Source organism: Streptomyces antnestii, from assembly GCF_004005495.1.
Taxonomy (GTDB): domain Bacteria; phylum Actinomycetota; class Actinomycetes; order Streptomycetales; family Streptomycetaceae; genus Streptomyces; species Streptomyces antnestii.
In genome coordinates this window covers 184,283-198,687 of the sequence record NZ_RZYA01000015.1, presented here as the reverse complement: position 1 = coordinate 198,687, position 14,405 = coordinate 184,283, and the positions used below count along the sequence as shown (strand labels likewise).

The 14,405-nt window shown below is 60.9% G+C and carries 9 protein-coding genes and 2 pseudogenes; 2 read left to right on the top strand and 9 right to left on the bottom strand.

All coding sequences use genetic code 11. The features are described from left to right. Window positions 1-303: 303 nt before the first annotated feature. The 7 genes from EOT10_RS27830 to EOT10_RS27800 all read right to left on the bottom strand — a co-directional run bounded on the left by EOT10_RS27830 (window position 304) and on the right by EOT10_RS27800 (window position 11,425). Window positions 304-1,596: a Gfo/Idh/MocA family protein gene (locus EOT10_RS27830; protein ID WP_127831088.1), complete on the bottom strand. Its 1,293-nt coding sequence runs from the start codon at window positions 1,594-1,596 to the stop codon at window positions 304-306. An 8-nt stretch (window positions 1,597-1,604) separates the two neighbouring features. Further along, window positions 1,605-2,849, bottom strand: coding sequence for an MFS transporter (locus EOT10_RS27825; protein WP_348539245.1), 1,245 nt, complete (start codon window positions 2,847-2,849; stop codon window positions 1,605-1,607). 86 nt (window positions 2,850-2,935) lie between these two features. Continuing rightward, the gene (gene dnaE, locus EOT10_RS27820; protein ID WP_127831086.1) at window positions 2,936-6,478 is read right to left on the bottom strand and encodes a DNA polymerase III subunit alpha; all 3,543 of its coding nucleotides are present in this window, start codon (window positions 6,476-6,478) and stop codon (window positions 2,936-2,938) included. Between the two features lie 158 nt (window positions 6,479-6,636). Beyond that, window positions 6,637-7,905: a PLP-dependent aminotransferase family protein gene (locus EOT10_RS27815; protein ID WP_127831085.1), complete on the bottom strand. Its 1,269-nt coding sequence runs from the start codon at window positions 7,903-7,905 to the stop codon at window positions 6,637-6,639. Window positions 7,906-7,916: 11 nt separating this feature from the next. Then, window positions 7,917-8,777 carry a hypothetical protein gene (locus tag EOT10_RS27810; protein WP_127831084.1) on the bottom strand — a complete coding sequence of 287 codons (861 nt, stop codon included), beginning with the start codon at window positions 8,775-8,777 and terminating at the stop codon, window positions 7,917-7,919. Between the two features lie 553 nt (window positions 8,778-9,330). After that, window positions 9,331-10,110 carry a TauD/TfdA family dioxygenase gene (locus tag EOT10_RS27805; RefSeq protein ID WP_223281246.1) on the bottom strand — a complete coding sequence of 260 codons (780 nt, stop codon included), beginning with the start codon at window positions 10,108-10,110 and terminating at the stop codon, window positions 9,331-9,333. A 76-nt stretch (window positions 10,111-10,186) separates the two neighbouring features. Continuing rightward, window positions 10,187-11,425, bottom strand: a complete 1,239-nt coding sequence (locus EOT10_RS27800) for an ATP-grasp domain-containing protein (protein ID WP_127831083.1) — start codon at window positions 11,423-11,425, stop codon at window positions 10,187-10,189. A gap of 484 nt (window positions 11,426-11,909) precedes the next feature. Here EOT10_RS27800 and EOT10_RS27795 point away from each other — a divergent pair. Together EOT10_RS27795 and EOT10_RS43375 are read left to right on the top strand one after the other, a co-directional pair. After that, window positions 11,910-12,140 (top strand): annotated as a pseudogene (locus EOT10_RS27795) (transposase family protein); the annotation flags it as partial. 140 nt (window positions 12,141-12,280) lie between these two features. After that, window positions 12,281-12,865, top strand: coding sequence for an NsdA family TPR-like regulatory protein (locus tag EOT10_RS43375; protein ID WP_488803551.1), 585 nt, complete (start codon window positions 12,281-12,283; stop codon window positions 12,863-12,865). An 85-nt stretch (window positions 12,866-12,950) separates the two neighbouring features. Here EOT10_RS43375 and EOT10_RS27790 read toward each other — a convergent pair. Together EOT10_RS27790 and EOT10_RS27785 are read right to left on the bottom strand one after the other, a co-directional pair. Then, window positions 12,951-13,568, bottom strand: a pseudogene (locus tag EOT10_RS27790) (hypothetical protein); the annotation flags it as partial. Then, the gene (locus EOT10_RS27785) at window positions 13,565-14,317 is read right to left on the bottom strand and encodes a carbamoyltransferase C-terminal domain-containing protein (protein ID WP_223281244.1); all 753 of its coding nucleotides are present in this window, start codon (window positions 14,315-14,317) and stop codon (window positions 13,565-13,567) included. The pseudogene EOT10_RS27790 and the gene EOT10_RS27785, both read right to left, overlap by 4 nt. Window positions 14,318-14,405 lie beyond the last annotated feature (88 nt).

Below are 14,405 nucleotides of genomic sequence, written 5' to 3'. Positions count from 1 at the left end.
GTGGCGTTTATCGTGCTTGACGGACGCCTTCACTGGATTCACGGAGACCTTCGACTCAATGCGTGCGGCCGCAATTGCATCGCCCGGACTCTTTGCACGAAGAGCTGAGCTCACGCACCTCCGCAAGCGAATCGCCTGAAAATATTTCAGCTACGGGAACGAAGCGCGTCTTACAGTTTCCCATACTAAGTTGAGCGTACTCGACGAGCAGGGTGTGCAAGAGTAGCGAAACCTCCAAAACTCTCTTCAAGTCCCACTGAATACTCTACTCTAATTTGAGGCATGCAGGCCTCCCCACTTTCCCTAAGCGTGGGTCAACGCCGAAACATCGACAATTCCCCCCTCTCGCCTCGATTTCTCTGCGGCAAAAACAGCGAGATGCGAGTTGAGTGATTCTTCCGGGCCGGAGAGGATCCCTGATCTATCCCCGGTCTTCACAGCTTTGATGAAAGCGCTAAGCAAGCTATTGACGGCAATATTTCTTCCAGAACCCAGAGGGGCCATGCTACCTGGCGGCCGACTGGGGTTGATTTCTATCTCTTCATAACTGCGCGTCGGGAAGTGTGCGATTTTGACGGTGTCCAGATCTCCCTCCACCTCCCCCTGTGTTCCAAATATCCTTGTCCTGCGGCGTGAATCCCACCCGAAGCCCACCATGGTAAAACTTCCCGTTACGCCACTTTCGAATTCCATATTCACCACTTGGTGATCCACCACATCATTTCCTGAGTTATAGACGCAGGAGCCGTAGGGGCCTACCTCCAAGGATTCGCGTACGCCAAGCTCCGTGAATTCTTCCGTGACGACATCGATCGGCCAGCACGTATGCCCTTCGCGAATCAAGGGGAGATACTGGCGAGTGGCGGAGAATGCGCACTCGTCTTGGATTTTGCAGTCGATGCATCGGTCTGCTGTTCCGGCGGGCTTGTTCGCTGGCCTAAAGTGAGACAGCCGACCGAAACTTGATACTCGCCGTATTGGACTGTCTACCCAATATTGCAGAAGGTCCATGTCGTGGCACGATTTCTGCAATAGCATAGACGAGGACTCTGCCTCTTTCTTCCAGTTCCCCCGTACGAAGGAGTGGGCATAATGCAGATAGTCTACGGGCTCAATATGCTGAATAGAGATGACCTCACCTATTCGTCCGCTAGTTACAGCCTCCTTGATGGTCTGGGTGTGCGGGGTATACCTCAGACTGTGACAGACGGCAAAGAGAGAGTTGTTTTTTGTTGCAGCAGCTACAATCGACCTACAGTCCTCCTCGTTGACCGCTATTGGCTTCTCCAGCAAGGTGTCATAGCCGCGTTTCAAGAATTCTTCAACCGGACCGACGCGGTCTTGATCCGGTAGGGAAATGATGATGGCGTCAGCCACGCGCCCCAACTGTGCTAGGGCCCTCCAGTCAGCCACGGCCATGTTGGCGCCAAGGCCGTACTTTTCTGCAACCCGCTCCCGCCTGACTGCTCGGGGCTCTGCAATGGCGACAACTCTACAGAGTTCTGGATTCTCGTCGATCCACTGCGCATAGCGTTCCGCGCGATTGCCAAAACCAGCGAAGGCTACAGTTACGGGTGTCAATATATTCCCCTCCATCGGGTGAATTAACTAAACGAATTCGTCGCTGTGAGTTCCTGACGACTTGACGCCAGCCGCCGCTCAACGACAAATGACGCGAAGGTTATAACTGCCACAGCGCCGGCGGCGCCTATAAGCGAGGTCTGCGGCTGCGAGAATTTGAGAGTCACACTGGCTGTAGCTCCACAAAGCACGTATCCCACGCATGAAGAGGCGTAGAGAACCGAAAATCCGGCTGTGTGGAATTGTTCAGGCAGGAGGTCGCGCAGTGCCAGGTTCCGAACCAGCATGAAACATGGAACGAAAAGCCCCGAGAATAGAAATCCTAGGGCAAGGGGGAGAAGATTCGATGATATCGCGCAAATGACTGTTCCGGAGCACATCATCACTATTAGCCAGGTGGACTGCTGCCGGTGGTTTCCCGGCCACTTCCCGAGACCAAAAGCAATCGTACCGACGACACCGATGACTGAAAATCCTGCCACCAGAGGGCCAGCCCAGATAACTTGAATCCCTTTAGAGGAAAGCAGAGCAACCAGCTCGAGTTCGCCGAGCCCGACGAGAAAATTTACAGCCGCAGTCCCTAGGAAAAGAGGCCACGCTCTGCTCAATTCCGTGACTGATTTTTTAACACTGTCCGGCTTCTTCCCTTGAATATTCCCGGAACCGGCGGAGATGAAGATCAACATGCTGGCAGATAGCAGAAACAGCAGGGCGCCAAGAAGGAAGGGAGTGAACGGGGCGACTGTAAGAGCTAGGTACCCAACTGACGCCGGCGCGACAGACCAGACGACCGTTGCATGGACGCGAGAAACCGACAGGGCGAAGGGTACGTCAGCTTCTTTGAACTGACGAGTCAGTATTGTCTGTACCCCCCCGGGAGTAGCGGCAGGTGCAGCTCCGGCTATCAATGAGAGAATCATGAGGAGCCATATAGGTGCATCACGAAAAAGAGCGACACCCGCGAAAGCCGAGCCGCCGATGGCAAGTCCTGCCGCCAAATGCTGTCGCAAGCGGCGGGGGGAGGCAATGGTACCCAGAATAGGTGCACCTACCATCTCGCCGATGACGTAGAGAGTAGCTAGGAGACTTCCTTCAGCTAGCCCGTCAGGGCGATCCCTTACTAGAAACACCATTGCTAGAGGCGCCATGGCGACGGGCATACGGCTAGCGAACGCGATTCCAGCCCACGACGCAAACCCTGCGGTCTTCAGAGACTTTATTCGCGCCTTCGTCACGCTTCTCCGAGTCGCATTCTGCCGCTCTTCCATACGCGTTTCCCCTCTTTTTCTGCGCGAAAGATCAGGGCACGCCTGTAATCCGCCCTTGTCGGTTTTTTGGTGACGCACTTTTTGGATCAGCCAGCCAGGCAAGAAGAGCCGAGTAGTACCTTCAGGTCGCCGAAAAGAGCAGGGCTCCGGGTGACGAAGTGGTTATCGAGGCGGAGCACCGTGGTCTTGCGCGGGCCCTGGAGCTTGATGCGCACCTCGCTGTCGCCGCGGTGGTTGGAGAGGATCTCGCCGAGGCGGCTGATCATCGGCGGGGTCACCTTGAGCGCCGGGATGGTGAGGATCACCGGGGCGTTGGTACCCGCGTGCGACAGGTCGGGGACCTGCATCTCCATGGCGACCAGGCGCGGCACGTCCTCGCGTTTGTCGAGGCGGCCTTTCACGAACACGACGGCGTCTTCCACGAGTTGGGTCGACACCAGCTGGTACGTCGCCGGGAAGAACATGCACTCGATGGAGCCGGCCAGGTCCTCGACTGTCGCGATGGCCCAGGCGTTGCCCTGCTTGGTCATCTTGCGCTGGAGGCCCGAGATGATGCCGCCGACGGTGACGACCGACCCGTCCGAGTAGTCGCCGCCGGTGAGCTGCCCGATGCCCGCGTCCGCCTTGTCGGACAGCACGTGTTCGAGGCCGAACAGCGGGTGGTCGGAGACGTACAGGCCGAGCATCTCGCGCTCCTGGGCGAGGAGATAGGTCTTCTCCCACTCGTCCTCGGAGAATTCGACGTCGAGCCCGAAGCCCGGCTCGCTGCTGTCCTCCTCGCCCATGCCGCCGAAGAGGTCGAACTGCCCTTCCGCTTCCTTCCTCTTGACCTGTACGACGTTGTCGATCATCGGCTCGTACTGTGCAGTGAGGCCCTTGCGGGTGTGCCCCATCGTGTCGAACGCGCCTGCCTTGATCAGCGATTCCGTGGTGCGCTTGTTGCATGCGGCGGCCTCGACCTTGTCGAGGTAGTCGGGGAACGAGGAGTACTTCCCCTTGGCCTTGCGCGAACGGATGATCGACTCGACCACGTTCGTACCGACATTGCGGACGGCCTCCAGGCCGAAGAGGATCACGTCGTCGCCCTGGGCGGCGAAGTTGTGCACCGACTCGTTCACATTCGGCGGGAGCACCTTGATCTTCATGCGCCGGCACTCGTTGAGGTAGACGGCCGACTTGTCCTTGTCGTCCTTCACCGACGTGAGCAGCGCGGCCATGTACTCGGCCGGGTAGTTCGCCTTGAGGTAGGCGGTCCAGTAGGTGACGAGGCCGTACGCGGAGGAGTGTGCCTTGTTGAACGCGTATCCGGCGAACGGCACCAGGACGTCCCACAGGGCCTGGATCGCCGCGTCGGAGAAGCCGTTCTTGCGGGCACCGCCCTGGAAAATGGAGAAGTTCTTCTCCAGCTCCTCGGGCTTCTTCTTGCCCATCACGCGGCGCAGGATGTCGGCCTCGCCGAGCGAGTAGCCGGCGATGATCTGGGCGGCCTTCTGCACCTGCTCCTGGTACACGATGAGGCCGTGGGTGAGACCCAGGGTCTCCTTCAGCGGCTCTTCGAGCTCCGGGTGGATCGGGGTGATCTCCTGGCGCCCGTTCTTGCGCTCCGCGTAGTTCGTGTGCGAGTTCATTCCCATCGGGCCCGGGCGGTACAGGGCCGAGACGGCGGAAATGTCCTCGAAGTTGTCGGGCTGCATCTGGCGGAGCAGGGAGCGCATGGGTCCGCCGTCGAACTGGAACACGCCGAGCGTGTCACCGCGGCAGAGCAGTTCGTACGTCTTGGGGTCGTCCAGCGGGAGGGCGAGCATCTCCAGGTCGACGCCCTTGTTGGCCTTCACCATTTTGACGGCGTCGTCCATGATCGTGAGGTTGCGCAGGCCGAGGAAGTCCATCTTGATCAGGCCGAGCGACTCGCACTGCGGGTAGTCCCACTGCGTGATGGTGACGCCGTCGGTGTGCCGCGTCCAGAGCGGGGCGTGGTCGACGATGGGCTCGCTGGACATGATGACGCCGGCGGCGTGCACGCCCATCTGCCGGACCAGGCCCTCGACACCCTTGGCGGTGTCGATGACCTTCTTGACGTCCGGCTCGTTCTCGTACATCCCCCGGATCTCACCCGCCTCGCTGTAGCGCGGGTGGGCGGGGTCGGTGATGCCCGACAGGTCGATGCCCTTGCCGAGGACGTCGGCGGGCATCGCCTTGGTGAGGCGGTCGCCCATCGCGTACGGGTAGCCGAGGACGCGCGCGGAGTCCTTGATCGCGTTCTTGGCCTTGATCTTGCCGTAGGTGCCGATCATGGCGACCTTGTCGGCGCCGTACTTCTCGGTCACGTACCTGATCACTTCGACGCGCCTGCGCTCGTCGAAGTCGATGTCGACATCGGGCATGGAGACGCGCTCGGGGTTCAGGAACCGCTCGAAGATCAGGCCGTGCGTGATCGGGTCGAGGTCGGTGATGCCCATGGCGTACGCGACGATCGAACCGGCCGCCGAACCACGACCCGGGCCCACCGCGATCCCGTTGTTCTTGGCCCACATGATGAAGTCGGCGACGACCAGGAAGTACCCCGGGAACCCCATCTGGATGATGACGTCCATCTCGTACTCCGCCTGCTTCTGGCGGTCGTCGGGCACGCCACCGGGGTAGCGGCGGTTCATGCCGCGCCGCACTTCCTCCTTGAACCAGGTGGTGTTGGTGTAGCCCTCCTCCGGGATGTCGAACCTCGGCATCAGGTCGCGCTTCTCGAACATGCCCGTGGTGTCGATCATCTCAGCGATCAGGCGCGTGTTGTCGCAACCTTGTTGCCAGATCTCTGAAGTCTCCACGGCGTACATCTCCTCCGTGGACTTCAGGTAGTAGCCGCCTCCGTCCAATCGGAAGCGGTCCGGGTCGGAGAGGTTCTTGCCGGTCTGGATGCAGAGCAGGGCGTCGTGCGCGGTCGCCTCGTGCGCGTACGTGTAGTGCGAGTCGTTCGTCACCAGGGGCGGGATGCCGAGCTTCTTGCCGACCCGCAGCAGGTCGTCACGGACCCGGCGCTCGATGTCGATGCCGTGCTGCATCAGCTCCAGGAAGTACCGGTCCTTGCCGAAGATGTCCTGGTACTCGGAGGCGGCCTTGAGTGCCTCGTCGAACTGTCCGAGACGCAGGCGCGTCTGTACCTCACCGGACGGGCAGCCAGTGGCCCCGACCATGCCCTCGCTCCACTGGGAGATCGTCTCCTTGTCCATGCGCGGCCACTTCTGCAGCCAACCCTCCGCGTACGCGTCCGAGGACAGCTTGAAGAGGTTGTGCAGACCAGTCTGGTTGGTCGCCCACATAGTCTTGTGGGTGTAGCCACCCGAACCGGAGACGTCGTCCCGCTTCTGGTGCGGCTGGCCCCACTTGATCTTCCGCTTGTTGCGCCGCGACTCGGGGGCGACGTACGCCTCGATCCCGATGATCGGGACGACCCCGGACTTCTTCGCCGTGTGGAAGAAGTCGTACGCCCCGTGCAGGTTGCCGTGGTCGGACATGGCCAAGTGGGTCATGCCCATCTCGTTGCACGTCTTGAACATGTCCTTCAGACGTGCGGCACCGTCCAGCAGCGAGTACTGGGTGTGGACGTGCAGGTGCGTGAAGGGCGGCTTTGACACGGTTGAGGCCTCCAGAAGAGCAGCCGAGAGACACGAAGGATCAGGGAGCTGCACCCTACCGTTGAGCAAAAAGCTAGGAATGACAGCCGAGTTGGGGTGTCGGCACGTGCCCCTCGCATGGTGCCAGGGGCACGCGGCTTGTGGCGTTCCTCCCTGATCTAAACAGGCAGACCGAGAGGTGCTCCGGATTCTTCGTATCCGTAGTACAAGTGGGGGAACAGGGCGGAGATCTGTCGAATGGCCTCAGCGTGACTCTGCGTGCCCTCGCTGTGGACATCATTGCGGACGATGTCCAACATCACCGCAGCCAACTGGGCCATCTCCCCCACCCCCATCCCTCGGCGCGTCAACTCTGAGGTGCCGATCCGATAGCCGAACTTGCCTGGCTGGAAGGGGACTCGAACCATGTTGACATGCAATCCTGCGGCCTCCAGTGCTACCCACCTTCGCTCAGCCTCATCTCGGTTGCCGATGGGCCAAACGAACTGATGGCAGTCTGTGAAGTGCTGGTCCACAAAGGGGATCTGAGCGCCTCCACTATGCAACGCGCCCGCCAGCGCCCGAGCGTTTGCTACGACCTGCCGGGCATACGGCTGGCCGAAGTCCAGGGACTCTTGCAGGGCCACAGCAAGCACGGCCGTGTGGTGAGGATGCGAGTTCGATACGAAAAGAGGGCTGACAGTGCTGTGTATAGTCTTATAAGTGTCGCCACGGTGCCGGTAGGCGAAGAGCGCCTTTTGAGGTCCGAACAATGACTTGTGAGTGCTCCCCTGAATCAGGTCGGCTCCCTCGTGCAGAGGATTCTGGAAGCCTCCACCCGCAATTATTCCCATAGTATGTGATGCGTCGTAGGCGATGATCACATCCGAAGGAAGCGCAGCGCGCAACTCCTTTACTGGATAGGGGAAGGATTGCATGCTTGCATCCAGGAAAAGTAGCTTTACGCACTCTCGCTCGCACATGGAAGCAGTTTCTTCGACATCAATTGCACATGCGTTTCGGTCGTACACAATGTCGTGGCGAACGACACCTTCGCGCTGACAGATCTCGGCCGTGGCGAAATGCCCACCGCAGTCGCCGGGAACGCTAGCCATAGCCTCCCCCCGTTCCATCAACCCTTTGATCAGGATGTAGGCGGCATTGTTACCAGACAGTGGTCGAGCGTCGGCGACCTCAGCATCGAGAGCTCGGCACGCCAGCTTTTCGGCTTCTTGCTCCAGGCTGCGGACTGCGAACTGATTGGGATAGTCCCACACTGCCGCCGGCCGCTGGTCGACTGGAGGAATGCAGTAGCGGTGAGTGAGGTCACTGGACAAAACAGCACGGGCTGCCGGGGACAGCAGGTTCTCACTGGCCACGAGATTGACTGTCTCCACACGTCGATTCTCGTGCGCAGATATCTTACCGAGGATGGCAGAAATTGACATATCGGATTACCTCAGGTGTTCGCGTCACTACGGATATCATTGACGGCTCGGAGCATACGGCCCACTTCGCCGAGAGGGGTTTCGGCACCCCACGGGTGGACGAACCAAGTGGCGTCCAGCGCAAGTAGGTCGTACTGGGAGCAGAACTCCGGTACACGGCTCCGGTGAAAAGGGAAGGGGCAGGATGCTGCTGCCCATGCCAGTTCTGTACGGGCCCGGGACTGCTTAGCTTGGCGTGTATGGAAAAAGGTGGGACGATCCTCCGCGCGGGACGGCAGCGGATGGTGCTGGCGGGTCCCCTGCACGGCAAGCCAAGCCTCGACCAATCTGTCGACACTGCTGCACTCGCCGTCTGGGGCACCGAGTGTCATTAGGGCAGTCGGCACCAAATTGAAGACCAAACGTGTGGGCAAGCCGATCTTAGGCGCCACTGCTCGATACAGGTCTTCGAGATCGGCGCCCAGGCTACCTATGTACTGCACCATGCTGGGACCGCTTAGATGGTAGACCTCGGGGGTCTTAAAGTGGAAGGCGTCCAGTATCGCCATGGTTAGGATGATCACCGTTTTGGGGATCAACCAGCCTTCAGTGGCGCCGTCGAAACCAACAACACCCTCCCGGGAGAATTCTTCCCATTTCTGTGGCCTGTTAGACGTTGAGCTGAGATCGTCCACGCCTCGCTGAGCGTCGGCGCGACGGTACCAAAGGTCTGGGCGTCGATCCGCGCATATCTCCAAAACCGCTGAGGCAACGGTCTGATGTTCGTTCAAGTAGTCGGCATAAGTGCCGAGAACGGCATCGGGAACCGCCTTGGCAAGGGCCTCCAGGTGCGCCAATGCAAGATTTGCGCCGGAAGAGAAGAAGGGGCGCACGGCCTTAAGTTTCGGTGGCTGTCGGACTCGGCTGAGGGTAACGAGACCGTTGCCGGGCCGGGCCACCCCAGAGTGAAAACGTCGGCCGACGATTACACCAGCGGGATGGTAGGTCGTGTCCCGGCCCGTGATCGTCGTATTGATGAGCACGCACCGAAGTCCCATTTCAGCTACGGAAAGATTGCTTGGCGACCAGTTCCCGAAGTGTGCAGAACGCATAACGGCCCCGCCTGAGGCCTGGATCTTCTGTAGGTCTGACAGAGAGAGATCTGGTCGATGCTGGACCACGAGACTTGACGGCATGATGAATCCTTCATGGTGCGATGCGGCAGCAAAACTAGTCCAGGAATCCGCTCTGCGAGAGTCGTTCTTCTTGGTTTGGTCTCAGTGCAGGAGTTAGCAATCGTGCACCTTCGGGAGAGGCACGGCCAGAGGAGTCGGTTCTCCGAGCAGCCCTGGCGGTGTGCTAAATGCGCGCAAATCGTTGAGCGCAGAAATCCATTTTTCCGACTCGGATTCAAGATGCGGTAGCTAACCGCCTGAACTTCGCTTACTAGCGATCATGCCCCATAGCCTCACGAGCGTCCGACAAGTCTCTAATTTGAATCCTCTTCAGGTGCCGCTGAGGGTCGGCAAACGCATTGCGTGAATGGAGAACCCGCCAATTATCCCAATGCACCATGTCGTTACGCTTGTAGTTGATGGCGAGATGTCGACCTTCGAAAGCCCGTTGGATTCGCTCGAGGAACGATCGCGCCATTGCATATTCGGAACCTTCTGGAATCAGAATATTATTGAGCGAGAATCGAAGGAGCGCGCTTCCATTAATATCGCCCAGGATCGGGTGCTTAGCCTCTTGCCCCAGGCCATTGCGCCGTAGTCCTGCACTAGATACCCACGAGAAGGGACGATTTTGCAGATCCTTCCTTTCCGGAAGGGATAGACTCTCCAAAAGAGGTTGAGTGTCGAAGAGAGTCGTTTCCCCGCCGGGTCCGACGGGGGGAGTCACACACCACAACGCGAGGTAGCGAGGTGGAAGTCCAGAGAACTCATACCCCTCGGTGTGAGGAAGCAGGGCCTTGCGATTTGAGCCGTAGTAGACGTCATCCATTCCAGGCTCCGGCATGATGTCGTCGACCAATTTGCGTGATGGGCCTGGGTAAAAAGTGCCGAACCGCGAAAGAAAGCTGGAGTGGTCGAATTCATCAGGAACTTCGACGGCATGAACGTAGCCGAACTGGGAAAGTGCCGCCTGGTAGGACTTTCGAGTTTCCTCCTCGCGTTCGTAAAAATTCGCGAACGAGACCATATAGTTCGGCAACGTCTTGGTCATGCTTCCTCCAGAACACTTAGTTCTTCTGTGCCCGCGGCACTTTCCCAGGCAGACTTACGGACCTAAGACTGCGGGATCATGTGTCGACACGTCCGTAGCTCACTGCGGACCGGAACCACGATTCGAACCTACGGAGTTCTTCGATGAGTTCCGACCTGGTCGCCCGTGCAGCCAGCGCGAGAGCCGCCGAGTGATACGGCGAGGCAATACAGTCAGTCTCGTCGCCTGTCTTCGCGACCAACTGAGCATCTATCACACCGGGAAACTGTTCCTGCGGGAACGCTTCAGGGGCCTTTTCCACGACACCCACAGAGGGTGGAACGCTGATGACGCCGGCCATCCGAAGTGGAGTGGCAGGAAGTGGCGCTGCTTCTACTGCATCCGGAGAAAGTAGAGCCAGAAACATTCGGCGCACCGGGTTCACACCGAATGCCGCTTCGACCATATCCATCGTGCGCAGCCCTCCTGTCCGCGCGGCGATTTCGCCCATGAGAAGACGGCCATCTGGACAATGCCACAACTCTGCGTGGAAGACTGCGTGGTCGGGGGAAGGAAGTGCTGAAATGGCGCTCGAAACAAGGTGTTGAATCGGCACTCGGAGCGGATCATCAATAGCCATAGTGGTCATCAGAAAGGCGTCACCCTCGTAGACCTTAAGATGGTCAGAGGTCTCTGTCGGCCACACGTACTCCAATTGACCATGGCGCATCAATCCATCCACTTGAATTATGCGCCCAGTGACATGGACCTGCGCGACCCATGGCGACATGGTGTCTGTGCGCCGCTCCCACGAATTCGAGATAAAGTGGTCACGGTCCGCATCATCGCGAAGCACATGAATAGACATTGATCGCACGCCAAATCGAGGCTTAACAACCACGGGGTACTTGTGGCGATCGATGAAGTTGATGAGATCTGACACCTCGGTTATCGGCTCGAGGTGAGGATGAGGAACATCCCTCTCTTCCCAGTACCGATTCATCTCTGCTTTATCCCGGTATGCTGTGGCTGAGGTGTAAGTCTGCCCTGGAATCCCCAAGTGCTCTCGCAAGGCCGCCACGCGAAGTTGATCATCTTCTGCGTAGCTTACAAGATAGTCAAAAGGCTTGGCTGCGTGCTCAGCCAGCACGGCTTGCTCCAACTCTCCGTTGATTTTGTAGCCAGGCACTATGACAATTCGTTCACCGGGAACCTGGGTGCCGTCGAGCATTTCCTTTGTCGTGAATACGGTTACGGTGTGATTTTGCGAGTCTTTGAACATATCGAAAAGGCCGTAGTATCCGAGCGGCCGAGGGGAGAAGAAGCCGATATGCATGCAAGTTACCCGTTCTCTGGCGTATGTGACCACTAGGCGACCCAGTGTGTTGTTGCGCCCCTCTGGCAGCGGAAGCTGCCCTTAGTTCTTGGCAGCTGATGGCTGACCCCAGCGACGCATAGGTGAGCACTAAACCCTGCCCACAGCGTCGAGGCAGAGTGTCCATTCGGGATACATAGAGTGTCCAAGAAAGCTCTACGGAGGATGCTGATCCCTCTAGCGGGATGCCTCAAGCACGAGGTGCTGCAATTGATCCACCGGACTTCAGACGAAGGCCCAGCACGTGTGCAGGTTCGAGAGGAGGGCCGCAACTTCCGGGATCGCTAGAGCCAACACTCGTGTAGGGCGGCATTACCAAGGTGGAACGACTGAGGTTCAGCTCGTGGTGTCGTAGTGGCTGACAGATCCTGATCCTCGCGGTACGCCGTCGTAAGGTGTGCCGCAGGCAGTAGCTCAGTGATGCGCGGCGAGAGTTTCGTGAGTGCGTTCGGCTGGCGGCTGGCGATCGGTTCGGGACTGGGGACGCAGGCACACTCTCTCCACCGGTCAGCAGGCGGGGAACCGATCGCACGCCAAGATCCGCGCACTCGTCGAACAAGCCATTGCCAGCCTCAAGTCCTGGAGGCTCCTACGCAAGCTCCGATGTTCCACCACCCGGATCACCAGCCTCGTCCAAGCCGTCCTCACCCTGCATCTGACCAGCTCAGACCGATGATGGAAAAGGCTCATTGAGCCAGAGCAGACCGGAAGTCGGCGTTCAGGCTCTTCGCGCGAAGACGCCGACTCTTCGCGCGAGGACGCCGGCGCACCCGCCTGCGGCAGGCACTGCCCCGCCACTGCCGAACCGAGGCGGCCATGCCCAACCGTTGCCGCAACCTGCACCTGGGCGCGCTTTTGACCGAAGCGGCCTGGACATCTGCATCCCTGGCACGCGCCGTCAACGCACTCGGGGCCCAGCAGGGCCTGTCGTTGACCTACGACCGCACCTCGGTGGCCCACTGGCTCTCCGGCGCCCGGCCCCGGCGCCCTGTGCCCGACCTGGTGGCAGATGCCCTCACCGGCCGTCTCGGGCGCCTGGTCACCCCGGATGAGACCGGACTTACGAAGCCATTCCCAGCGCTCCCTCCAGATGCGCCCGCCAGCACGGCCTCCGGCCTGCAGTATCTGATCCACCTGTGGCAGACGGACGCCGACCTCGGCACACAAGCCCAGATCACAAAGTCCCCTTACACCCTCACCGTGCTGAACCTGCCGCCCTGGACTGCCGGACCAGGCCCGGCACCCGCCCCTGACCGGCCGCCGACGCCGCCGTCCCCAACACGGTGCAGATCCATCACGAAATGGCGCGCGCCTTCGCTGAGTTGGCCGCTCAGCACGGCGGGCGGCCCACCCAACCTCTCCTGGCCACCTACCTTCGCCATAGCGCCACCGGTGCCCTGACCACTCCCACGACGCCGCGCGCCGGCCTTTGGCACAGGTACTTTGGGCGGTCGCCTTTGGGATAGGGGATGGGCTGGCGCGAGAACATCAGGTGTTCGACGTGGGCGGCGGCCGGGGCGAAGAAGCGGTCGAAGGGCTGGTCCCGGTCGTACTGGTTGCCCACGTAGCCGAGCGCGAGATCCCGGGGCCGCGCCGCGAGGGTGAGGGGATCGGCCTGGGCGAGGAGGTCCTCGGCGACGGGGAAGAGCAGCGAGTGCGCGCCGAGGGTCGGGGCGAGCGCGGCCTCGCAGACGCGGGTGTGGGCCGTGCGGCGCCACACGCTTTCGGCGCGCAGGGTGCGGTCCTTGTCCCAGATGACGGTGGGCGTCTGGCACCGGGCCGTGTAGTGGTTGATGAGCTGGGCCTGCCGGTGGAGGTCGCAGGTGTGCCCCTCGCTGCCGCACACGGTGGTGTTGCGGCCGGGGATGGCCCAGCGCCACTCCAGGAACAGGGCGTCGATTCCGGGCAGGCCGTCGTCGAAGGTGTAAGCGCCGCCGAGGTCGTCGTCGGCTTCGAGGCGGTCGCGGTCGGGCTGGAGGAAGACGATCTCGTGACCGCGGGCAAGGAGGGCGTCGATGAAGGGGCGGCGGTGGCTGCGGCCTCCGTCGGGGGTGTCGGTGACGCCGTTGCCGAGGAAGCCCCAGAAGCTGTATCCGATCTTCATTTGGTGATCCACCGCCCTTCGAGGAGCAGGGCATCGAGGCCGGAGTTGGCCAGGCAGCCCAGGGCCATCTCGGGCGTCCCGCAGATCGGCTTGCCCTTGACGTTGAGGGAGGTGTTGATCAGCACGGGTACGCCGGTCCGGCGGCCGAAGGCGGTCAGCACCGCGTGCATGAACGGGTTCTGCGACCGGGTGACGGTCTGCAGGCGGGAGGTGCCGTTGGCGTGCACGATGGCTGGCACCCGCTCGCGCGTCAGGTCTGTCACCCCGGAGGCCATGGACATGTACGGCGCCGGCTGGCCGAGCGTGAAGAACTCGGCGGCGCGCTCGGCCGGGACCACGGGGGCGAAGGGCCGGAACGGCTCGCGGAACTTCACGGTGACGTTCAGGCGCTCCACGACGCCGGGCTCCAGCGGGGAGGCGAGGATCGAGCGGTTGCCCAGAGCGCGCGGCCCGGCCTCGACAGCCCCTTGGAACAGGCCGGCGATCATGCCGTGAGCCAACTGGTCGGCGAGGAACTCGGCGGTCTCGATGCCCAGGGTCTTCTGGTGGAGGCCGGGCCAGGGAGTCAGGTCGAGGGCCTGGTCCTCGTAGGAGGGGCCGAGGTAACAGGTGCGGGCGATGCCGACGACTGGGCGAGGGTTGCGCCGGTCGACGTGCACGGCGAGGGCGGCGCCGATCGCGGTTCCGGCGTCACCCGGTGCCGGCGGCAGGTCGGCGGGTGGTAGCCGGCGGAGACCGGCCAAACTCACTTTCCGCACCGGTCGCTTCTGAAGCACACCGCGGTCCCGCGAAAGGAGCGCCGCTTCGACATCACTGTGAAGGCGCAGCAGGTCCGCC